Genomic DNA, 22,207 nt, shown 5'->3' with positions numbered 1-22,207 from the left:
AGTATAACAATACATCCAAAGAAGTTTTGCTTCGCGTAAAATAATGGTGAATTGTTAATGCATTAAAAGCTTTTTTGGATTAGCATTTAGTTTGTCTATTTTAAATTATCAGGCAAATGTATGATTAACAAAGAAGTAGCTAACGTGCAAATAGCCTTAGCGGATGTTTTTGATGGCGCCACCATTATGCTCGGCGGATTTGGCCTGTGCGGCATTCCGGAAAACTGCATTGGCGAGCTGCTGCGCCAAAATTTTAAAAATTTAACGTGTATTTCCAACAACGCCGGCGTAGATGATTTTGGCTTGGGCTTACTTTTAAAAAACAAGCAAATAAAAAAAATGATCGCGAGCTACGTGGGCGAAAACGCCGAATTTGAAAAACAGCTCCTCAGCGGTGAATTAGAAGTAGAATTAATTCCGCAAGGCACGTTAGCCGAGCGCATCCGGGCGGGTGGTGCCGGCATACCGGCTTTTTATACCCCAGCCGGTTACGGCACAGAAATAGCTCAAGGCAAAGAAATCCGGGAGTTCAACGGCAAAATGTATTTGCTGGAATACGGCTTACGCGCCGACTTTGCTTTAGTAAAAGCCTGGAAAGGCGATACAGCCGGAAATTTAATATATAAAGGCACGGCCCGCAATTTTAATCCCCTAATGGCTACAGCCGGAAAAGTAACTATTGCGGAAGTAGAAGAACTGGTGCCCGCCGGAGAACTCGACCCCAACTACATCCATACGCCCGGCATTTTTGTACAACGAATTTTTAAAGGAATGACTTACGAAAAACGAATTGAACAACGTACCGTAAGAACTTAATTGACTAGTTTAAAATCGTTGTTATGGAAATAGCCAAAGATAAACAACCCAGTAAGTTTACTGTTTTCTTCGAAAATTTTGCCGGAAAAATAACTTTAGTATCTGGTAAGCCTATTTCCTTTTTAGTCTCATTAGCTTTTGTATTAGTCTGGGGAATTACAGGCCCTTTGTTTAATTTTTCAGATACGTGGCAATTAGTAATAAATACGGTTACCAGCATTGTTACTTTTTTAATGGTATTCCTGATTCAGCACGCGCAAAACAAAGACTCACAGGCCATTCAGTTAAAATTAAACGAAGTTGTAGCGGCATTAAAAGGAGCCAGCAACCGGTTAATTAACATCGAAGATTTAAGCGACGAAGAATTAAAAGTTTTAAAATCGTACTACGACCAATTGGCAGATATTGCGGAAAAAGAAGAAAGCATTGTGGAAGCTCACTCCATGGAAGACGCCCGGGAAAATCAGGAAGCTAAAGAACGAGCCGACCATAAACCACAGTAGTTTAGTAGTTCGGATAAATTTTTAAAATTTTAATAAATAGTAAACCTTCATTTTTCATCCGAATATTTTAATATCAGATAACGAACAACCAGTAACAAATCATGGCACTGGATAAACACGGCATAGCTAAACGAATAGCGCAAGAGCTACAAGACGGCTTTTACGTGAATCTGGGCATTGGCATTCCTACGTTGGTGGCCAACTACATCCCGGCCGGCATAAACGTGGAGTTGCAATCCGAAAATGGTTTACTGGGCATGGGGCCTTTTCCTTACGAATTTGAAGTAGACGCAGATTTAATAAATGCCGGCAAACAAACCGTTACCACCTTACCAGGCTCTTCCCTTTTTAGTTCCGCCGATAGCTTTGCCATGATCCGGGGCGAGCACATTGATTTAACCATTCTGGGAGCCATGGAAGTATCGGAACGCGGCGATATTGCCAACTGGAAAATCCCGGGTAAAATGGTGAAAGGCATGGGCGGCGCTATGGACCTGGTAGCTTCGGCGAAAAATATTATTGTAGCCATGCAACACACCAGCCGCGATGGGCAATCTAAACTATTACCCGAATGTACCTTGCCCCTCACGGGTTTACATTGCGTAAAAAAAGTGGTTACCGACTTAGCCGTTTTGGATATAAGCTCCGATGGATTTTTATTGCGCGAGCGGGCGCCGGGAGTTACTATAGCGCAAATTCAACAAGCTACGGCGGGCAAATTGATAGTGCCGGATTACGTTCCGGAAATTAAAATATAACTACTTTTGTTATCAATAGTTATTACATACAACTTACCACGCTGGGCTGATTTTTTAAATTTTAGCCTTACTGACATAAATTATGACTGATAAAAGCAAACCCTCCGATAGAACAAAAGAAACCGAACATAAATTAACTCTGCGCCAACTGCGGCTCGCCGATTATAAATCCATAAAAGCCATTATGGATACCGTGTATTCTAATTTGGGCGGGTCCTGGACCAAAGAAGAATTTGCGGCTTTGTTAAAAGCTTTCCCCGAAGGTCAGATTTGTATTACCGATAAAGGCAAAGTAGTAGCGGGCGCGCTCAGTATTATTGTAAAATATTCCGATTATGGCGATAAACACACCTACGAGCAAATTGTGGGCAAAGGCAAATTCGACACCCACAACCCCGATGGCGACACGCTGTATGGCGTAGATGTTTTTGTAGACCCGGATTACCGCAACTTACGTTTAGGCCGCCGCTTATACGACGCCCGGAAAGAAATGTGCGAAAACCTGAACATGCGTGGCATTATTGCGGGTGGTCGAATACCAGGTTACATGGAACACGCCGATAAAATGTCGCCGCGCAAATATATTGATATGGTGCGGAACAAAGAAATTTACGATCCGATTTTAACCTTCCAGCTTAGTAACGATTTTCACGTGCGCAAAATATTAAAAGGCTACATGCCCAGCGATATTGAGTCCAAAGCTTACGCTACTTTGCTCGAATGGATTAACGTGTACTACGAAGAGCGCGAAGAACTGATTGGCGGCCAGAAAACCGTAGTCCGGATTGGGATTGTGCAATGGCAAATGCGTAACTTAACTTCGCTGGAAGATTTATTGCAGCAAATTGAGTTTTATGTAGATACTGTAAGTTCGTATAAAGCCGATATTATCATGTTTCCGGAGTTTTTCAATGCTCCGCTAATGGCGCTTTCCAACGATCCGCACCCGTCGGCGGCTATCCGTAGTTTAGCCGATTACACCGACGAAGTACGCGAAAAGCTCATCAGTATGGCTTTATCGTATAACATTAACATTATTGCCGGCAGTATGCCCGAATACAATAATAAGCAGCTTCACAATGTAAGCTACTTATGCCGGCGCGATGGTACCTACGACAAACAATACAAATTGCACGTTACTCCCGACGAAGCTGCTTACTGGGGTTTACGGGGCGGTAATAAATTATCTATTTTTGATACCGACATTGGAAAAATTGGCATTTTAATTTGCTACGACGTAGAGTTCCCGGAACTGGCGCGTATGTTATCCGACATGGACATGAAAATTTTGTTTGTGCCTTACTGGACCGACACTAAAAACGCCTACTTGCGGGTACGGCGGTGCGCCCAGGCCCGTGCCATTGAAAACGAGTGTTATGTAGCCATTACGGGTAGCGTAGGAAACTTGCCGCGCGTCGAAAACATGGATATTCAGTACTCGCAATCGGCGGTGTTTTCGCCTTCTGATTTTGCGTTTCCGCACGATGCTGTAGTAGCCGAAGCCACGCCAAACACTGAAATGACTTTAATCGCCGACTTAGATCTGGATTTGCTGAAGGATTTAAATACCGGTGGCAGCGTGCGTAATTTACGCGACCGTCGCAAAGATTTGTACAACGTGAACTGGATTTTAGATTAATCCTAAATCCTAGATTTTCGTGAAGTAACAGATATTTCCGATTTTTTAAAAAGGTAAATTTTTAAAATCTCAAGAAGTTGATTTTATTAAAATCAACTTCTTGAGATTTTTACTTAGTATTAATCAGGTGCCGGAGTTTTTAAAGCAAGATTTTGTGAGTCAATTAAGTTACAAGCTCAAAGTCTAACATCTACTATTTTGATACTTGTGTGTCTTGATGTATAATCCGCGAAATCCGTTTAATCTGCTTGAATCTGTGATTTAAAATATGCTTACCTTTGCGCCAGAATACCTAAACAACCATGAGCAAAGAAAAGCCAAGCCTGCCGAAAGGTACCCGTGATTTTGGTCCGGAAGTGGTAGGAAAGCGGAATTACATTTTTAATACCATCAAAAAAACTTTTCAGAAGTTTGGTTTTCAGCCGCTGGAAACTCCAACCATGGAAAACCTTTCGGTACTTACCGGCAAGTACGGCGACGAAGGAGATCAGTTAATTTTTAAAATTTTAAATTCCGGCGATTACCTGGCTAAAACTACTGCTTCGGATTTAGAGCAAGGCAGTAAACATGTACTCCGCAAGATTTCCGAAAAAGCCTTGCGCTACGATTTAACCGTACCGTTTGCCCGTTACGTGGTCATGAACCGCAACGAAATAACTTTTCCGTTTAAACGCTACCAAATTCAACCGGTTTGGCGCGCCGACCGGCCGCAGCGGGGCCGTTACCGCGAGTTTTACCAGTGCGATGCCGATGTAGTGGGTACCAAATCTTTGCTCTGCGAAGCCGAAATTGTGCTGATGATTGATGAGGTGCTCACCAGTTTAGGTATATCGGATTTTACCATTAAAATCAACCACCGCAAAATCCTGAGCGGTTTATTTGAAACATTAAGAGCCCAAGGATCAGAGACTGATTTATTTGTGGCCATTGATAAACTGGATAAAATTGGACAGGAAGGCGTAAGCAAAGAACTACAGGAAAAAGGCTATACGCCCAAAATGGTTGACAGACTATTTACGCTGCTTTCAATTGAAGGCTCGTTTGAAGAAAAATTACATAATTTAGAAGTTGCGTATAAACAAGCTATCGGTGAACCTCGAGATAATATTGAGTTAGACGAGACAGGAAATTATAATGGAAAAACCAAGGTTGGATTTTTGCGAGCATTAGACAATTTTGTAGGTTTTGAGCAGGTTAAGCAAGTTCAGGATTTTTTAAAAAATTTAAATTTTAAAAATTTCAACCGCTTAGAATTTGATCCTACTCTGGCTCGTGGCCTCTCCTACTATACCGGCTGCATTTTTGAAGTTAAAGTAAATAACGTAAAAATGGGCAGCATTTCCGGTGGTGGCCGCTACGATAACCTGACTGGCATGTTTGGTTTACCAGATGTGTCGGGGGTTGGCATTTCGTTTGGCGTAGACCGGATTTACGATGTAATGGAAGAGCTGCAGTTATTTCCGGAGTCGGCGCAAAACAGTACGCAGGTATTAATTGCCAATTTCGATCGCCAATCCGAAACTTTTGCTTTACCCATTTTGCAACAACTGCGAACCGCCGGAATCTCTACGGAGCTTTACCCGGATCAGGTGAAACTGGGCAAGCAAATGACTTATGCCGACCAGAAAAAAATACCGTTTGTTTTGCTGATTGGTTCCAAAGAAATAGAAACCGGGCATTTAAAATTAAAAAATATGCGAACCGGCGAACAAGAAAGCCTGACTTTAGAAGAAATTATTAACCGGCTAGCAGCATGAGTAGCGAGGATGTGGTTTGGTTACAACTGGATAAACCGTTAACGGTGGAGGCTATTCAACAAATTCTGGGGCAGCTTACCACGCTCAGGTACCAGCCAAATGAGTCGCATTTTGGTAATCTAGAAAATGCAGCCAGCAAAAAAGAGTTTATTTCTTTCGCCGAAATCACGGATTATGCTTTAGGGTTCGGAACCGAAGTGCCCGCGGAAATAACCCGGGTTATGCTCCTGCTTTTAGCTGATTTTACCGCCAAACATCCGGTAAGTAATGGGGCAGCCATTATTAACCGGATTTTAGAATTTTACCAGTTCGATGTTTTTCCGCAGGTATTTACGCGAGGCTTGTTTGCTTCGCCTACGGCGCACGCCCTTTTACCAATATTTAGCCAAAGTAAAGTGTATTACCAGGGTTATCTTTTAAATGCCGCGGATGTGCACGATATTTTTAGTTGGCAACCTGTAATCTGGCCAGCAGATTTTCCAGCTTCTGTACAACATATTTCTTACCTGGACTTGGCCGTTCTGGTTTATACTTTTATTCAGTTTAAGCAAATACGGCAGTACACCCAAACGCTTTTCGCCGGCAACGATTATTTTTTATCTGCTGAAGAATTTTTTGAGGAGCAAACCAACAATCTGGCCACCCAAATACAAGCCGCAATAGCGCTTCCGGAAGAACATACCACATACGTTAGTGGCCTGGGTATGCAGTTAAATAAATTGCTGGCAAAATTTGGGGAACATATCAGCGACTATTTTGCAGAACAAGGTTCATCATCTCCAGATTATTTAATTATTAAAGAAAATTTTAAAATAAATTTAAACTTACTTCCAGGCCTGCTAAAGCCATTAACCCAAAAGAACTTAGTTTTAATTGAAGAAAATTCCCAACCGACGTTAAACAGTTCCTTTGTTTTTGGTAGCGCCCCCCTGATGCAGACCTATGCGATTTTAAAAAATCTGGAACAAACGGTGGCTTTAGCCACTTTGCTGCAGCTAAAACCTTCGCAAAAAAAGCCGGAATCGGAAAATTTTAAAAATAGCAGTTTGGCAAACACATACCTAAACCAGGTTATTTCCGTTTTAAAAGAAGCAAATTTTGCCGACATCATCCGGCAAACGGTTACGTTTATGTATGCTACTTGTAAAACCTATAATCTTGTTGCGTAACTTTTTAATTCTACTATTTATACCGTTTTTGTTTTTTAGTGCCAAAGTATGGGCTCAAACCAGCACCTGCACTGAAAAATTTAAAGCCTACAACGTTTCTGGTGTAGAGGTAAATACTTTTTGCGTAGGCGAAACCATTCGTTTTAAATCGTGCGCCCAGAACGCTCAACCAGATAAAGAGTATTATGATACCGATAAAGCTAATGGTTTAACTTTTCCGGATACCATTAAAAGTGTTACTTACGTTAATCCTGGCACGTACACCGTAACGCAATTAATAAATACCGGTTTGCCCGGCAATAACCAGTTCGAACGAACTTTTAAAGTTCTGGCTACTCCCCTGCCTCAAATACAAACTTTAGTCTGCGCCCAAAATAAAATAAATTTAAAAATTACCGATTCCAACTACGATGTTTACCACATTGCGTTTGGCAACGGCGTAGAACGCCGCGTATTACCCGGTAAGGACACTGTCATAACGTATAATAATCCGGGCACTTATACCATTACCATCCGGGCGGCCTACCGTACGGCTACTTGCACCGTAAGCAACCAGGTAACAATACAAACTTTACCCGAAATAAAAGCGCCGGAACTCCTTAGCCTGGAAATGTTAAATGCCGATAACCAAACGGGCAGTATAGACCTGCAAACCGCGAACATTTTACCGGAATACAGCTACGTAGTTGAAAGTGCTCCTGTGGGCAGTTCTAATTTTTCGGAAGTACAAAAGTTAAATGCCGTTCCGGGTTCGGGAGTAATTCGCCTGTCTGATATTAATACTCTGACCATGTACCAGTACCGGTTGCGGGTTACCGATGCTTGTGGAACAGCCACGGGCGTTTATTCCAATACCTTAATCAATTTACCCCTAACTTTAACCACAGCGCAAAACGCATTACGCCTTAGCTGGCCGACTTATTCGTTACTAAACGAAATTTTAAATTTTCAGATTTACCGGGGTACTACTTTACTGGCAACCTTGCCCCGTACGGCTACTTCTTACACCGATGCTGCCGTAACTTGTGGCCGGCAGTATTGTTACCGGGTGGTAGCCCAATTACAGAATAACCGGTATTCGCGTTCCAACGAGTCTTGCGGCACAAATAACACAACCAGCACTCCACCCCAAGGTTTGGCTTTTGCTTCTTTTAATCAGAAAAACCAGGCAGTTTTGCAATTGCAAATTCCGGCCACAGCCACTTTTCAGGAAGTTGCCTGGCAGAAAAAAGTAAATAACGGGGCATTTAGTAATTTAGCCTCGGCAAAGCAACTTTCAATAGTCGATTCTTCGGTTTTTAGCGCTACCAACCAAATTTGTTACCAAGCCACCTACACCGATTCTTGCGGCCAAACCTCTATGGTAAGTACTATTACCTGCCCGGTTATACTTACCGGATTATTTAATACCGCCGAAAACAAAGTTAGTTTAAACTGGTCGGGTTATGTTGGCTTTACCGATACCCCCCGCTACACCCTGGAAGTTATAGACGATGCCACCGGACAAATTCTTAAAAATGTAAACCTAGGCAATACTCGCGCTTACACCGATAACAACCTGAGCACCACCAGCCAATTAATCGGTTACCGCATTAAAGTTACTTCGGCCAATTCGCCGGTAATTAGTTATTCTAATAAATTTGTAATGGCACAAAACTTTTCTGCTTATATTCCCACCGCCTTTTCGCCCAATAACGATGGTTTAAACGATATATTTGAGGTAAAAGGCCGGTTTATTCAAGCAGTTAAACTTAAAATTTATAATCGCTGGGGGCAGGTTATATTCGAAAGTAAAAGTCCGAACGAAGGCTGGAACGGTAAAATTAATGGGCAGGACGCGCCCGTAGGTACGTATATTTATACCTTGGTGGCGCAGGATTTGAACGGCAACACCATCCAGCGAAAAGGCTCGGTAACTTTAGTAAAATAAGCTGTTAATTAAACTTAGGCGCCTAAATTAAGTTTAATTAAAAATGTAGTTATAGCATAATTTATCTGCTTTACAGCTTTTAAAAAGCTAATAATTTCATTTATTTTAAAAAATCCCCATAAAGCAGTAGCATTCCCACATCGTTTTAAAGGCTTCCGTTATGGCAAAAAGAATAGCACTGATTTATTTACTGATAGGTTTGAGTTGGATAACAATCAGCGGCTGGTCTCTTCAGGAAATTAGCAAGTTGCAAAATTTACCAACCGAACAAATTTTTTGGGTAGAAAGATGGAAAGGTTACTTTTTTGTTATTGTAACAACCCTAATTTTTTACGTTTTTCTTCATCGTGTTTTTGCCGGAAAACAAAAGAATGACCAGCAGTTCCGGCGCATGTTTGATGACAACCCGAACCCGATGTGGGTTTATGATAAAGAATCGTTGCGCTTTGTGGCAGTTAACCAGGCCATGATTGTAGAATATGGCTATACCCGCGAAGAATTATTGCAGATGACAATTAAGCAAATTCGTCCGGTTACCAGCTTGCCCGCCCTGGAAAACCGTTTGCAAGAAGATATTCCTGCTTATTCCAAAAGCGGTATCTGGTGCCATCAAAAAAAAGATGGAGCGCTTTTTTACGTTCGCATATATTCCAACGCAACCGAATACAATGGCCGCCCGTGCCGGCTGGTAATGGCTTTTGATATCACGCCCATTATTCAGGCCGAACAGGAAAACCGGGTTTTAACCAACCGGTTGGCTAAAAAAGAACGCTATTTACGCTCGCTCATTAACTCGCAAACAACGTTTCTTATCCGCATTAACACCCAAGGAGAATATACCTTTGTTAATCAAGCTTTCCGGAAAGAGCTGGATTACCAAACCGAAAGTCTGGATGGCCAGCTATTTACGCAACACATACGTCACCAGGACAAAGAAAATATTCAGGATTTAATTACGCAGTGTTTGCAGAAGCCGGGAAAAGTTATTCCTATAATGGTGCCGATGCTGGCTAAACAAACCAAAACCATAATGGTAGAATGGGAATTTGTAGCCATTAAAGCCGATAATAATAAGATTACCGAACTTCAGGGCATGGGCCGCGATGTAACCGAAGAAATAGAATCGCAATCCAAAATAATTGAATACACGCAGCGCATTAATGATATTCTGGAAAGTATCACCGATGGATTTTTTGCCGTAGATAAAAATTGGGATTTTACTTACGTAAATACAGAATTTGAGCATTTATTACACAGTAAACGAGAAAACATTTTAGGAAATTCGTTGTGGGGGCAATTTCCGGATTGGGTTTCGCTGCAATTTTTTAGCGAATTGCAGAAGGCCATGCACGATCAGGTAAAAGTACACTTCGAAGAATATTATTCCGGTGCTCAGGCTTGGTTCCAGGTTGTTGCCTATCCTACGCACGATGGCCTGGCGGTTTTTTTCCACGATATTACCCGCGAAAAAATGGCTCAGGAAAAAGCTTTTGAAGATGCCCAAAACTTAAATGCCCTGATTAACAATCCAAGCGTAATGATATGGTCGGTGGATAGAAATTACCGCCTAATTACCGCAAATCAGCCTTTTCTGGATCAAACTTTTAATAACACAGGAGTACGACCTCAACCAGGCGACAGGGTTTTGTACCCGGAACTTGCCTCCGGATTAATAAATAAATGGATCGATTTTTACCAACGGGCCTTTAACGGCGAAGTATTTACGGTAGATGATAAAGAGTTTACCACCAGCAACGAAGTCAAGTATTACCAGATCAGCTTTAATCCGATTAAAGACCGCGATGGTAATATTATTGGAACCGGCTGTTTTTCGCGGGATATTACCGAAAATAAACTGCACCAGATTAAAATTCAGGAGCAAAACGACAAATTAAAAGAAATAGCCTGGATTCAGTCGCATAAAGTGCGGGTGCCAGTTGCCAATATTTTAGGGCTTATCAATGCTTTTAATTACAAAGATTTAACTGATCCGTTTAACCTGGAAGTGTTGGCCAACCTAAACGTAGTTACCAACGACCTGGACTTAATAATTAGGGAAATAGTAGATAAAACCAACGAAATTGAAGACAGCAGCACCCGTTATTCTAACATGCGCTTAATGTTAGGCGACCGGATTGATATTCATCCACCAATGAACAATTAACCACAGTATACGGGAATACTTCAGCTGTTTACTTGAACGGGCTCCTGACTTATATTGCTTAATTTTGTACCTTTGATTTAAAATATTTTTAAAAATTTAAAATATTACCCGCGCTATGTTTGATATGTTTTCGATGATGGGCAAGATGAAAGAGGTTCAGGCCAAAATGAAAGAAGCCCAGGATAATCTTCAGTTTATTACCGTAACCGCCGAATCGGGCGCTGGCATGGTTAAAGCTAAAGCCAATGGTTTACGCAAACTTATTTCCCTCGAAATCGATTCGTCGTTATTAAACCAGGACGATAAAGAAATGCTTTCGGATTTAATAGTGGCAGCGGTAAACAAAGCCATGGACGAAGCCAGCGATAAAGCCCGCGACGAAATGAAACGCCAAACCGAAGGCTTATTACCCAACATACCCGGATTAGATTTAAGCAGCCTTGGATTATAAGCCGGTTCCTACTGTTGCTATTGTTATTTTAAACTGGAATGGCCAAAAGTTCTTAGCCCAGTTCCTGCCTTCGGTAATTAAGTATTCTGATGGTTGTGCTATTTACGTAGTTGATAACCAATCTACTGATAATTCATTACTATTTTTAAAAGAACATTTCCCGGAGATTAAGTTGATTGTGCACCCGCAAAATCTGGGTTTTTGCGCGGGCTATAACGAAGCGCTCCGGCAAATAAAAGTCGATTATTACGTTCTTCTAAACTCCGATGTTGAAGTTACCTCGGGTTGGGTTACTCCTGTTATTAGTTTAATGGAAGCTCAACCTGCTATTGCGGCTTGTCAACCCAAAATAAAATCTTACTACCAGCCTACCTTTTTTGAATACGCCGGAGCCGGCGGCGGTTTACTCGATCGCTACGGCTATCCGTTTTGCCGGGGCCGCTTATTTCAAACTTTAGAAGAAGACCATAATCAATACAACGATGTAGTTCCGGTTTTTTGGGCCAGCGGGGCTTGCTTGTTTGTACGTGCCACGGCCTATCAGCAAACCGACGGATTAGAAACCGCTTTTTTTGCCCACATGGAAGAAATAGATTTGTGCTGGCGCTTACAAAACATTGGCTACCAAGTTATGTATTGCGGACAAAGCACGGTGTTTCATGTGGGGGGCGGCACTTTGCCCGCCACTAATCCGCGTAAAACGTTTTTAAATTTCAGGAATGGCCTGGCCTTGTTGTATAAAAATTTAGGTTCTTCTAATTTTTATCTGATTCTGATGGCGCGGTTGCTCCTGGATTGGATTGCCGCTCTTAAATTTTTGCTGGGCGGCCAACCCGCCGATTTTAGGGCAGTACTGAAAGCGCACTGGGCTGTTTGGCAAAATCGGAAATATTGGCAACAGAAAAGAGCGGAACAAAAACAAACAAAAGCAAAAAACTTATCGGGCTATTATAAAGGCAGTATTGTGTGGGATTACTTTGTGCGGCAAAAAAGAAGTTATCCGGAATTAGAAAAGAATAAATTTTAAAAATAAGTACAACAACAAGTTTACCCGCAGATTTTTAAAAATTTAAAAATCCCAGACGGTGCTTTTTTGCCGGCGCAGACATTTTTGAATATTTAACCAAAAGGCCAGCATTAAATAAATAAGTACGGGTGAGCCAAAAGTAAGGAACGATAAATAAATAAACGACATTCGGATACTGCTGGTAGCAAAACCTAATTTTTCGCCCAAAGCGGTACAAACGCCAAATGCCTGCGATTCGATAAAATATTGTAATCGTTTCATGAGCTACTAAAAATTTTTATTGTTTTAGAAATTGCCGCTGTTAAATTTTTACTCTCAAAACAATTATACTTTATACGCTACTTTATAGTTAATTATTTTAGTTATGCCGCGTAAAATTTCGTAAACATTTTTTAACGCAGAGGCATTACTACTTTGTTTTTACTAAGCGTGCTAAACAAGGTTGCGTTTTAGTTTAAGCGTATCATTTTTAAGTTATTGTGCTTTTTTAAAATTTTAAAAAATTTGTTGGTAGCGCCTTAAAATATAATACAAATAATACTTACAGGTTAAACTCTAAGGTGGTAATAAAATAATTAGAATAAAGTATTATGCTGCTTTTAACTGTTGCAGGAAACTAACAAAATTTAAATAGAATGAACTAATTATATTACACTTCCACAAAAAATCAATCCGGATACTGAAAGTATATCAGAAAATATGTAGTTTTGGTAGTTAAAAATCCAAGTCATAAAATAGTTTAGTTTTAAACTTAATCTGGCTTCTAAATTATTTTTTAAATTTTACGCTTTCATAGCTGGTATAAATCAAATTATAAATGCGAACAATTCAGTTTAGAGAGGCTTTACGGGAAGCCATGTCCGAAGAAATGCGACGAGATCCCAGTATTTTTTTAATGGGGGAAGAAGTAGCCGAATACAATGGTGCCTATAAAGTAAGTCAAGGCATGCTGGATGAATTTGGGCCGGAACGCATTATTGATACTCCTATTGCCGAGTTAGGCTTTGCGGGTATTGGTATTGGAGCTGCCATGAACGGCTTACGGCCAATCGTGGAATTTATGACTTTTAACTTCTCGTTGGTAGCTATTGACCAGGTTATAAATTCAGCGGCCAAAATGATGTCGATGTCAGGTGGCCAGTACCGGGTGCCGATTGTTTTCCGCGGACCAACCGGTAGCGCTGGTATGTTGTCGTCGCAGCACTCGCAAAATTTTGAAAACTGGTACGCTAACTGCCCTGGTTTAAAAGTAGTGGTACCAAGCAACCCCGCCGATGCCAAAGGACTTTTAAAATCTGCCATCCGCGACGAAGATCCGGTTATTTTTATGGAATCGGAGCAGATGTACGGCGATAAAGGCGAAGTTCCTGAAGAAGAATATATTATTCCTATTGGCGTAGCCGACGTAAAACGCCCCGGTACCGACGTAACTTTGGTATCTTTCGGTAAAATGATGAAAGTAGTTTTGGCTGCAGCCGAAGAACTGCAAAAAGAAAATATTTCGGCCGAGGTAATTGATTTACGTACGGTTCGCCCAATCGATTATAAAACTATTACTGAGTCGGTTAAAAAAACCAATCGGTTAGTAGTAATTGAAGAAGCCTGGCCATTGGCCTCTATTTCTTCTGAAATTGCTTTTAACGTGCAGCACAATGCCTTTGATTACCTGGATGCACCGGTTAAACGGGTTACTTGCCGCGATGTGCCTTTGCCTTATGCGCCTACCCTTATCGAAGCGTCTTTGCCTAATATCGAGCGTACCGTTAAAGCCGTGCAATCGGTTATGTACCGGAAAGTTTCTTAGTTTAGAAAAATAGATTTTTTAAAAAAGCCGAAATTTTAAAATTTCGGCTTTTTTATTTGGTATAAAATTAAAATGCGTTTTCCTCGCCCTTAAACATGTTGTAAATGGTAAGCATGATAATTTTTATATCCAGCAAAAAAGTCCAGTTCTCGATGTAGAACAAATCAATTTTAATGCGGTTTTTCATCTGGTGCGGCTCCGAGGTTTCTCCACGGTAGCCTTTTACCTGGGCTAAACCGGTTACCCCGGGTTTAATTAAATGCCGCGCCATATAGCGACCAATTAACCGGCGGTAGTTTTCGTTTAATTTTACCGGGTGTGGCCTGGGGCCTACCACCGACATATCGCCCAATAAAACATTAAAAAATTGGGGCAACTCATCTAAATTAGATCTTCTTAAAAATTTACCCAGGTTCGTAACCCGGTTATCATCTTTAGTAGCTTGTTTGGTGTCGGCTTCTTCGTTTACCCGCATGCTTCTAAATTTATAGCAAACAAAAGGTTCATTATCGCGGCCATTTCTTAATTGCTTAAAAAGAATAGGGCCTTTAGAATCTAACTTTATTAATAAACCAATCAGCGGAATTAACCAAGAAAGAATAAATACGATTATCAGTAAGGAGAAAACAATATCAAAAGCTCTTTTTACCACCATGTTAAACGAATCATCCAGGGGAATGGGCCGGAGATTCATGATCGGGATCAGATCATAAAAATCAACTTCTAATTTGCGCGACTGGATTAAATTGGCCTCCGGAATAAACTTTAACCGGATTAAATTATCTTCGGCAAAATCTATAATTTTAGTTACCTGGTTACTGGTAAGTTCGTAAGCCGAACAATAAATCTCATCGATGGCATGGCGCTGCACGTAATCTTCCAGTTCTTCAATTCTGCCTAAAAACTTGCTCGAGTTCTTTGCGTTATCATCAAAATACCCGTAAAACCGGTAACCCGTATCGGGTCTGGATTCAAAGTATTTACGTAATTGGTTAGAGGCTCTGCCAAAACCCGCAATAACCACTTTTTTATAATTTCCTCCTTTAATGCGATGGTATTTAAGCAAATAAGTTAAACCTACCCGCCAGCAAACCATTAATATGGTAAGATAAATATAGGAGTAGGTAAGAAATTCGCGGGAAAAGAAATAAGGCTTGGTAATGTTTAAAGAGGCTTCTACCAACAGGATGTATAAAATTACCTGTTTTATTAAATTACTTACAATAGAAGTAATGCGGGTTACCCGCTTAATGTTATAGGAATTTAGAATAGAAGCTGAGGTAATCCAGGCGAGATTGCAGTAAAGTAAAAGGCTTAAAAACTGAGATTCTACAAAATTATCGAAACCTTTAAACCGGCTTAAATAGCCAGCCAGAGCGGCTAAGTTAAGTAAAATTAAATCTCCTAAAGAATTTATTACTTTAATGTACTTTTCGTTCTGACCTGCCATTAATGTTACGCACCGCTTATTTGCGAGGCAAATCTATTAAAATTATAGATTAGTATAAGAAATGATTTGGTTTAGCAAGAAATGAAATTTTTAAAATGAGTTTGGTATTTTAGGTTAACAAAATTTTGGATCGCCTGAATAAAAGCACTTTCATCAAACCTTAAGGCATTTTTTCGGATAAAATCGGAATTAAATTCTAAATAAATTTCTTCCATTTGCTTAATCGCTTGCAGCAGTGCTTCTACTTTTTGCTCTTGAAAGAAAATAGCCGTACTTTTTTCAATAGTATCTTGCAGGGGAATCATGGTGTTTAGTACCCCACCGGCTCCGTAGGCTATAACCGGTCGGCCCGAAGCGTTAGCTTCCAGTGGGGTTATCCCGAAATCTTCGTGCTGCGGAAAAATAAACGCCCGGCATTCTGCATAAAGCTGGCTTAACTTCGACCCAGATAAGCCACTTTTAAAAATAATGTTATTTTTAGCCTTACTTTTAAGCTCGCTTTCTTTGGTGCCAGTGCCTACAATTAGCAGTGGTAAGCCTGTTTGGTTAAAAGCATCAATGGCCAGATCAACCCGCTTGTAATATTCTAACCTGGTAACCATTAAATAGTAATTCTTCTGCCCCGCAGACACGTAAAACTGTTTACTATTTACGGGAGGGTATATTACTTCAATTTCTCCTTGTGCCTTGTATTTATCTTTTATCTTTTCGCTGGTTTCTTGGGTATTGGCAATAAAGTAATTCGTGCGCTGAGCAGCTTTAAAATCATAGTGTTGCAGTGCGGCAATAACAGAACGTAAAACTAATTTTTTTAATCCTTTAGCCTGCACAAACTCCGCATATGACTCCGGGTACCAGGCAAGCCTAAAAGGTTGATGGCAATAATTAATAACTAAGGCGCCCGGAGCTACTTTAACGTATTTGGCGCAATACGTAGAAGACATTAAAATTACATCGTAAGCAGTTGCATCTAACTGGCGCATGGCCATTAAACCCAACGGAAAAAATAATTTCTTCATTTTATTCTCGTCGGCTGCCAGCTTCTGAAACCAGGAAGTAATAACTACACTATTTTTAAAATCGGGATACGTTTGATCGGGTTGGTAAGCCAGCGTATAAATAGGCGCCTCCGGAAAAGCATCATGGAAACAACGAGCTACTTGTTCTGCCCCACCCCGTCGCATTAAATCATCATGCACAATGGCAATTTTCATCCTAGCAATAAGTTTTTAAGTAGTATTTGTTTTAGCATAAAGTATTGCTTTACAAATGCTTTGTGTTTTTTAAATCTAGAACTGGTTTATTTTATTTCGGAATAGCACCTGGGAGCAAATACCAGAACGGCGCTTAGATTTAGCCGTTTTTTAATTTGATGTTCAAAGAAAAATCAATTGGTTAACCTAAGTAAAATCTGGTTTCTAGCTGTTTTTCAACCGGATATTTTAAAAAACCATTATCCAGGTAAGGGCGTTCTTTTTTCCAATCCATAAAAATACCCCAGGCCATAGAAGGGAGCAGGTGTGCTAAAGGTTTAGCAATTAAACTTGGAAAAGGATAGAAATTACTGCCTCCAAAATGGGCGAGAGAATACCCACTATCGAAACCCGAATCCAGCAATTTTTTAAAATCTGATTTAGTGTAGCCACGTACGTGCGCAGTATTGTTCTGGATAATTGTAGGTTGTTCCCCCAATAACAATAAAAGCCGGTTATGAAAAGAAGCTAAATTTGGCAGCCCTACAATTAAATGACCGCCTTTTTTCAGCACCCGGGTTATTTCATGTAATATCCAGAAAACATCTTTCACGTGTTCTAAAACTTGATTTACAATGATTATATCTAAGGACTCGTTATCGAAAGGCAGCTTATCGCGTTCTATATCTAAGTTATAGACCGTTATCGCATTATCTTGTAAATTTTTAATATACGGAGGATAGTTTTCTACCGCGTATAATTCGGTTTTATTGTTTATTTCTCTTGCGAAGAGTAAGTCTTGCCCTCGCCCGGCACCAATATCCAAAATGGAGGTATTACTTTCAGCTTGTGATATAAATTTTTTAATTAAATGCCTACCGTAATTAAGTTGTTTATCAATCATTACTTCTGGTTAAGTTTCCTTAGAAATTAGATTTTTTAAATTTCAATGATTTATTTGCTTTTTAAAATTAAATACTTAAATAGTATATTACCAAGCATGCAACATAACGGGTGCGCCGGCCCTTTCCTCAATTCCCTTAAATTTTATATGATAATTAGGATGAATGTTTAATAAGAATTTTTGGATTTCTGATGCATGTGTGGCATTGTGGTAAGTAGTTATAGCTACTTTTGGTTTACATTGTTTAATGGTGTTAGTAGCTCCTCTAAGCATATCCAGCTCATATCCTTCTAAATCTGCTTTTAAATAATTAATTATAATGCCTTTATGATAAAATAAGTTGTCAATTGTTTGCACGGAAACTGGCACATTTCCAGTTTTATTAAGCGACGAAGAAATATCATTATTGTCAATAAAAGCAGTTCCTGGATGATCAGAAAGCGCAATTTGGAAGATTTCTACATTATTCAAATGAGTAAAAGATAACCTCATAGAAGCAACAAAGGCAGGCAGCGGCTCTATTGCATAAACTTTAAAACATCTTTTTGCCACCAAAAAACTAAACAGTCCTTCCGCTGCCCCACAATCAACTACTACATCAGTCGGACTAATGAGTGTTTCTGGTATTTCATAATAATGCCATTGTTCTTTATCTGTACTTTCAGTAATAACCTGGTATAAAGATCTTAATGCGATTGTAGCTGGATAGTAAAGGATTCCATCAACATTTTTTAGTTCTACCTTATAATATTCTCCTTCTTTGGTGATATTTTTAATATAGGGTTTAGCTTTTAGGTCACAGGTTTTTTCAAAAACCTTAGTTAATAGTTCAGTTAAAGAAATTCCATTTTTGTTAGTGAAAAACCAATGTTTTGCTAAGGCAATTCTTCTATTCATAATATTAGCCTTTTTCCTATCAATATTAGCTCACTATATTAGTACTATCTCTTTGTCCGGAATTAAAAAATAAAAGAGAATTAAAAAATGCATAGAAAAATATACCAATTTGCCTTTCCAGTATATTTTCGGTTAAAGAACAGAAGATAAATATTAAAATAAAAGCTATAAAAAGAAAGTTGTTTTTTTTATAAGCCATTACCCCAGGCACCAGAAGGCTACTTAAGAATAACAGCAATCCGAATATACCGGTATAAAGCGTTTCCTGAATAAATTGGTTATGAGCATTCATTCTGTTGTCATAAACCCAGGTATTTCGGTCTTTGTAGCAGTTTTGTAAATTTTTTTGCGCATTTCCGGCCCCTACCCCAGAAACCCATTGGTAGTTGGCTTTTAAAATTGTAAAGGCACAACCCCAATTAATGTACCTAACATTAATGCTCCCAACAATTAAAATATTATACTTTTCATAAGAAAATCCTTTACCCTGAATGATGTTTTGGGTATTAATAATCGCTGATTGCGTATACCTTTGTACTTTAGCATTTACGTGATACAACATCACAAAACTAACTATACAAGTTACTACCAGTATCATTAAGTATGTATAATATTTACGGTAAATCAATGCTAGTAAAACTAAAAAGGCGGCTGTAACAAAAAGTCCTACCAGGGCCATTTTAGCGTAAATAAATACAATAAAAAACAGCAAATAAGCGGCGCTTACTATTATTAATAAATTTAAAAAAATGTTAATTTTCTTATGTAATAAAAATAAAAGTGCCAGAATGCCGAACGCACAAAATAAACCAAAATAAGGCCTATGAATAATAACTTTAAATGCTAGATCTGTTAGTGCTTCTGGCGTTATTACAAAACTAGAAACACCTCTAAAGTAAGTAACTACAGAAGCGGCTATGGTGCTTATTACAAACGTAATTAGTACCGCATTTAAATTTTTCCTTTGAATTTTTGGAGATAAACCAATAACCAGCGGGAAAATTAACAAAGGGATTCTTTTTACCAGAACTTTCTCTACTACCGAAAAATCGCCGCCTTTTAAAAAATTTAAAAAACACAATAGGTAAACCGCCAGAAAAAGAATAATAACTTTTTTAAATTTTAGCTCCTTTAAACCTTCTTTGCTGTATAAAAACAACCAAGATATAAAAAGTAAAATAAGAGCAATATTGGTGAATTGAACGGAAAAGTAATTGGTAAAAGGTAATAGCGCTGCAATTAACAGAAGATTAACAAAATAGATGTTTTTGTAATTTTGTTTGTAATATTCTAACGACGCTATCACAGCATTACAAATTTATAATGTTTAACAGTGTTTCAGCGGTTTTATCCCAGTTGTGTTCTGCGGCTAGTTGTAAACCTTTCTCTATCATATGTTGGCGCAGTTCTACATTGTAAAGTAATTTCATCATTGTATTATTTAATTCCAAGGCATCATCAGGGTTAAAAAATAAAGCAGCATCTTTGTAAATTTCAGGTAAACTTGCTGCATTAGCAGCTATAACCGGGCAACCGCAAGCCATTGCTTCGAGGGGAGGTAAGCCAAATCCTTCGTACAAGGATGGAAAAACAAACAGTTTAGCTTGGGCATATAATATAGGCAAATCAGGCTGCGCCACAAACCCTGTAAATATTATATCAGGAAAAATATGTAATGCATCAATCAGGTTACTTATGTTATTATCTCCCGTAATAAACCCTTCTTTTTTACCAACTATTACCAGTTTATAATTTTTAAATTTTTCTTCTTTTTTTAACAAAGCAAAAGCTTTGATTAAAACTTGCAAATTCTTGTGCGGCTTTACATTACCTACATACAAAATATAATAATCGGGTAAGTTATATTTTATAAGTATTCTATTTTGTTCCATTTCTGAAAACAAATGAAATTGATTTTTATCTACACCTAGTGGTATGGTGTAAATATGCCGGGTAAAAGCCGGAAAATATTTTTGTATTTCTTTTTTAGAAAATTCGGAAACAGTAATGATCTTATCTGATAATTGTAAAGCAGAATAAATAACAAATTGCGCGTATATTCTTTTGATTAAACTTAAGGTATTACTTAACGCAATATGATTTACATCGTGAATAATAACAATGCGTTTATCAGCTTTAATAGGTAAAAGCGGCACATTGTAATGGGGCGAAAGAAAGTAATCGCATGGCGGCACTTTGTTTACCAATTTAAGTTGTTCGCCTATACTATATATGTCTGCTTCAAAAGGAATAATCTTGCACTCCAACGACCAATCAAAACTTTTTAATTCGGGCTCATTACCTAACAATATGATGCTGTATTGTTTTAAAATATAAGGGATGGTATTCTGACAAACGGTTCCTATACCAGAGGTATTTATTAAACGGGCATCAATTACGAACAGAGGTTTATCAGGCTTTGACATGTAGATTTTGAGAAAGATCGTCGGGGCTTGTTATAGCAAAGCCAATTAAAAACCAAATGTATAAAAAATACAATTGCACGCCCAAGCAACAAATTAGCAAAAATAAGACAATGCTTCTGTCAGCTAACAGCGAATATTTAGCGTATTTTCTATGAATAAGGAATACAATTGCTAAGAATAAACTTAACCCAATTATTCCATTTTCTACTAACAAAGTAATCAACCCGCCTAAACCCGGTAAATCCCAATCGTTTACTGGCGGAAGTATATCTAAGTACCGCGGATCGTTTCTGACTAAGGAATAATTGCCTAATCCTATTCCGAAAACCGGGTTATAATAAATCATGTTGGGCACAATATAAAAAGCTGCTGTTCTGCCCATTACAAAATTATTATCGTCTGCCCTATCTTTTAACAATACCGCCGTTTGCTGGTAAGTTTCGACGTAGTTATCTGCCACTTTAACGGCAGTGGCTAAAAATACCGGAACAATTATTAAAAAAATAATATACTTGGTAATAGATTTAGATCTAAATTTCAAATATATAATGTAAAAAAGCCAGCCTACCACCGCAATAATTCCCGCCTTTGATTTAGCCAATATAATTACCAGAATAAAAACGGATTTTAGAAAATAAGCTCTCTTATTAACGATGCTTGTTATGCAAAATAAAAAAGCGTAGAATAAACCCAATGGGCCGCCTTCTATAAAATAGGCCCTTAATCTAAGTATGGGTTCAGGCAAATAAGGGGCTGCATCATAAATTATAGTCGCATTATGATACGACAAAATTCCTAAATAATAAAGTATATAAAAAACAATAAGTATTAACGAGAAATAAGCGTTAACCCAAAGCAATTTTTCGGTGATGTATTTTTTAGTATAACCTTTTGCTTTAAAGTAGTTATAAGATTTATAAGTAATTAAAGCAAACGTAAAACAAGAAAGATATTCTATAAACCGCGATAGACTTATAAAATAAGGCCATCTTAAAATGCTTAAACTTTTGTAATCTAAATAAAATTCTTGTGTTAAGTTTTTAATAAAAGTAAGCAGTAATAAAATAGCAAAGTAAGTCAAAAAATAAAGCAAATAACGATTAATAGATTTTGCTTTTATAAGAAAATAAGGCAATACTAATAACGATATTAATTCATTAAATTTTATATTGGCTACTTTTAATTCAGTTATCTGAAAACACAAAAAACAGTAAATAGAAAATAAAAGCAATAAACCTTCACTCTTCTGTATAGTTAACCCTGCCCGGTATTTGGTTTTAATTTTTAAATTTTTAATTTTTTTTATTCTAATAATCACC

General features: G+C 38.6%; 19 protein-coding genes. 11 read left to right on the top strand and 8 right to left on the bottom strand.

Translation table 11 applies throughout. The features are described from left to right. Positions 1 to 120: 120 nt before the first annotated feature. The 10 genes from HUW51_RS20620 (at position 121) to HUW51_RS20575 (ending at position 12,214) form a co-directional block, all read left to right on the top strand. Positions 121 to 816 carry a CoA transferase subunit A gene (locus tag HUW51_RS20620; RefSeq protein ID WP_185271499.1) on the top strand — a complete coding sequence of 232 codons (696 nt, stop codon included), beginning with the start codon at positions 121 to 123 and terminating at the stop codon, positions 814 to 816. A 23-nt stretch (positions 817 to 839) separates the two neighbouring features. After that, positions 840 to 1,319, top strand: a complete 480-nt coding sequence (locus HUW51_RS20615) for a low affinity iron permease family protein (protein ID WP_185271498.1) — start codon at positions 840 to 842, stop codon at positions 1,317 to 1,319. Between the two features lie 101 nt (positions 1,320 to 1,420). Then, entirely contained in the window at positions 1,421 to 2,077 is a 657-nt protein-coding gene (locus HUW51_RS20610; protein WP_185271497.1) for a CoA transferase subunit B, read from the top strand. An 82-nt stretch (positions 2,078 to 2,159) separates the two neighbouring features. Then, positions 2,160 to 3,716: a carbon-nitrogen hydrolase family protein gene (locus HUW51_RS20605; protein ID WP_185271496.1), complete on the top strand. Its 1,557-nt coding sequence runs from the start codon at positions 2,160 to 2,162 to the stop codon at positions 3,714 to 3,716. Between the two features lie 302 nt (positions 3,717 to 4,018). Beyond that, positions 4,019 to 5,473 (top strand): histidine--tRNA ligase, encoded by a 1,455-nt coding sequence (gene hisS, locus HUW51_RS20600; RefSeq protein WP_185271495.1) that lies wholly within the window; start codon positions 4,019 to 4,021, stop codon positions 5,471 to 5,473. Continuing rightward, positions 5,470 to 6,642, top strand: a complete 1,173-nt coding sequence (locus tag HUW51_RS20595; RefSeq protein ID WP_185271494.1) for an aromatic amino acid lyase — start codon at positions 5,470 to 5,472, stop codon at positions 6,640 to 6,642. The genes hisS and HUW51_RS20595 overlap by 4 nt, the downstream gene beginning before the upstream one ends. After that, on the top strand, positions 6,608 to 8,572 hold the full coding sequence (locus tag HUW51_RS20590; RefSeq protein ID WP_185271493.1) for a T9SS type B sorting domain-containing protein: 1,965 nt from the start codon (positions 6,608 to 6,610) through the stop codon (positions 8,570 to 8,572). Before HUW51_RS20595 ends, HUW51_RS20590 begins: the two co-directional genes overlap by 35 nt. A 160-nt stretch (positions 8,573 to 8,732) precedes the next feature. After that, positions 8,733 to 10,736, top strand: coding sequence for a PAS domain-containing protein (locus tag HUW51_RS20585; protein ID WP_185271492.1), 2,004 nt, complete (start codon positions 8,733 to 8,735; stop codon positions 10,734 to 10,736). Between the two features lie 115 nt (positions 10,737 to 10,851). Continuing rightward, positions 10,852 to 11,187 carry a YbaB/EbfC family nucleoid-associated protein gene (locus HUW51_RS20580; RefSeq protein ID WP_185271491.1) on the top strand — a complete coding sequence of 112 codons (336 nt, stop codon included), beginning with the start codon at positions 10,852 to 10,854 and terminating at the stop codon, positions 11,185 to 11,187. Continuing rightward, entirely contained in the window at positions 11,177 to 12,214 is a 1,038-nt protein-coding gene (locus tag HUW51_RS20575; RefSeq protein WP_228466791.1) for a glycosyltransferase family 2 protein, read from the top strand. The genes HUW51_RS20580 and HUW51_RS20575 overlap by 11 nt, the downstream gene beginning before the upstream one ends. Before the next feature lie 42 nt (positions 12,215 to 12,256). Here HUW51_RS20575 and HUW51_RS20570 read toward each other — a convergent pair whose 3' ends face one another. After that, positions 12,257 to 12,475: a PspC domain-containing protein gene (locus tag HUW51_RS20570; RefSeq protein ID WP_106926151.1), complete on the bottom strand. Its 219-nt coding sequence runs from the start codon at positions 12,473 to 12,475 to the stop codon at positions 12,257 to 12,259. A 556-nt stretch (positions 12,476 to 13,031) separates the two neighbouring features. Here HUW51_RS20570 and HUW51_RS20565 point away from each other — a divergent pair. After that, positions 13,032 to 14,018, top strand: a complete 987-nt coding sequence (locus HUW51_RS20565; protein ID WP_185271490.1) for a pyruvate dehydrogenase complex E1 component subunit beta — start codon at positions 13,032 to 13,034, stop codon at positions 14,016 to 14,018. A 67-nt stretch (positions 14,019 to 14,085) separates the two neighbouring features. Here the strand turns inward: HUW51_RS20565 and HUW51_RS20560 are convergent, their stop codons facing one another. The 7 genes from HUW51_RS20560 to HUW51_RS20530 form a co-directional block, all read right to left on the bottom strand. Then, complete coding sequence (locus HUW51_RS20560; RefSeq protein ID WP_185271489.1) at positions 14,086 to 15,468, bottom strand: undecaprenyl-phosphate glucose phosphotransferase; 1,383 nt, start codon at positions 15,466 to 15,468, stop codon at positions 14,086 to 14,088. 71 nt (positions 15,469 to 15,539) lie between these two features. Next, positions 15,540 to 16,682 (bottom strand): glycosyltransferase, encoded by a 1,143-nt coding sequence (locus HUW51_RS20555; protein WP_228466789.1) that lies wholly within the window; start codon positions 16,680 to 16,682, stop codon positions 15,540 to 15,542. A gap of 181 nt (positions 16,683 to 16,863) precedes the next feature. Next, positions 16,864 to 17,565, bottom strand: coding sequence for a class I SAM-dependent methyltransferase (locus HUW51_RS20550; protein WP_185271488.1), 702 nt, complete (start codon positions 17,563 to 17,565; stop codon positions 16,864 to 16,866). 87 nt (positions 17,566 to 17,652) lie between these two features. Continuing rightward, positions 17,653 to 18,462: an FkbM family methyltransferase gene (locus HUW51_RS20545; RefSeq protein ID WP_185271487.1), complete on the bottom strand. Its 810-nt coding sequence runs from the start codon at positions 18,460 to 18,462 to the stop codon at positions 17,653 to 17,655. Positions 18,463 to 18,487: 25 nt separating this feature from the next. Beyond that, positions 18,488 to 19,543, bottom strand: coding sequence for an O-antigen ligase family protein (locus HUW51_RS20540; RefSeq protein WP_185271486.1), 1,056 nt, complete (start codon positions 19,541 to 19,543; stop codon positions 18,488 to 18,490). A 229-nt stretch (positions 19,544 to 19,772) separates the two neighbouring features. Then, positions 19,773 to 20,618, bottom strand: a complete 846-nt coding sequence (locus tag HUW51_RS20535) for a glycosyltransferase family 4 protein (protein ID WP_185271485.1) — start codon at positions 20,616 to 20,618, stop codon at positions 19,773 to 19,775. A 256-nt stretch (positions 20,619 to 20,874) separates the two neighbouring features. Beyond that, complete coding sequence (locus HUW51_RS20530; protein WP_185271484.1) at positions 20,875 to 22,206, bottom strand: O-antigen ligase family protein; 1,332 nt, start codon at positions 22,204 to 22,206, stop codon at positions 20,875 to 20,877. Position 22,207 lies beyond the last annotated feature (1 nt).

Source organism: Adhaeribacter swui, from assembly GCF_014217805.1.
Taxonomy (GTDB): Bacteria; Bacteroidota; Bacteroidia; order Cytophagales; family Hymenobacteraceae; genus Adhaeribacter; species Adhaeribacter swui.
Note: the sequence above shows the minus strand (reverse complement) of the source record. Positions and strands in the feature narration are given on the sequence as shown.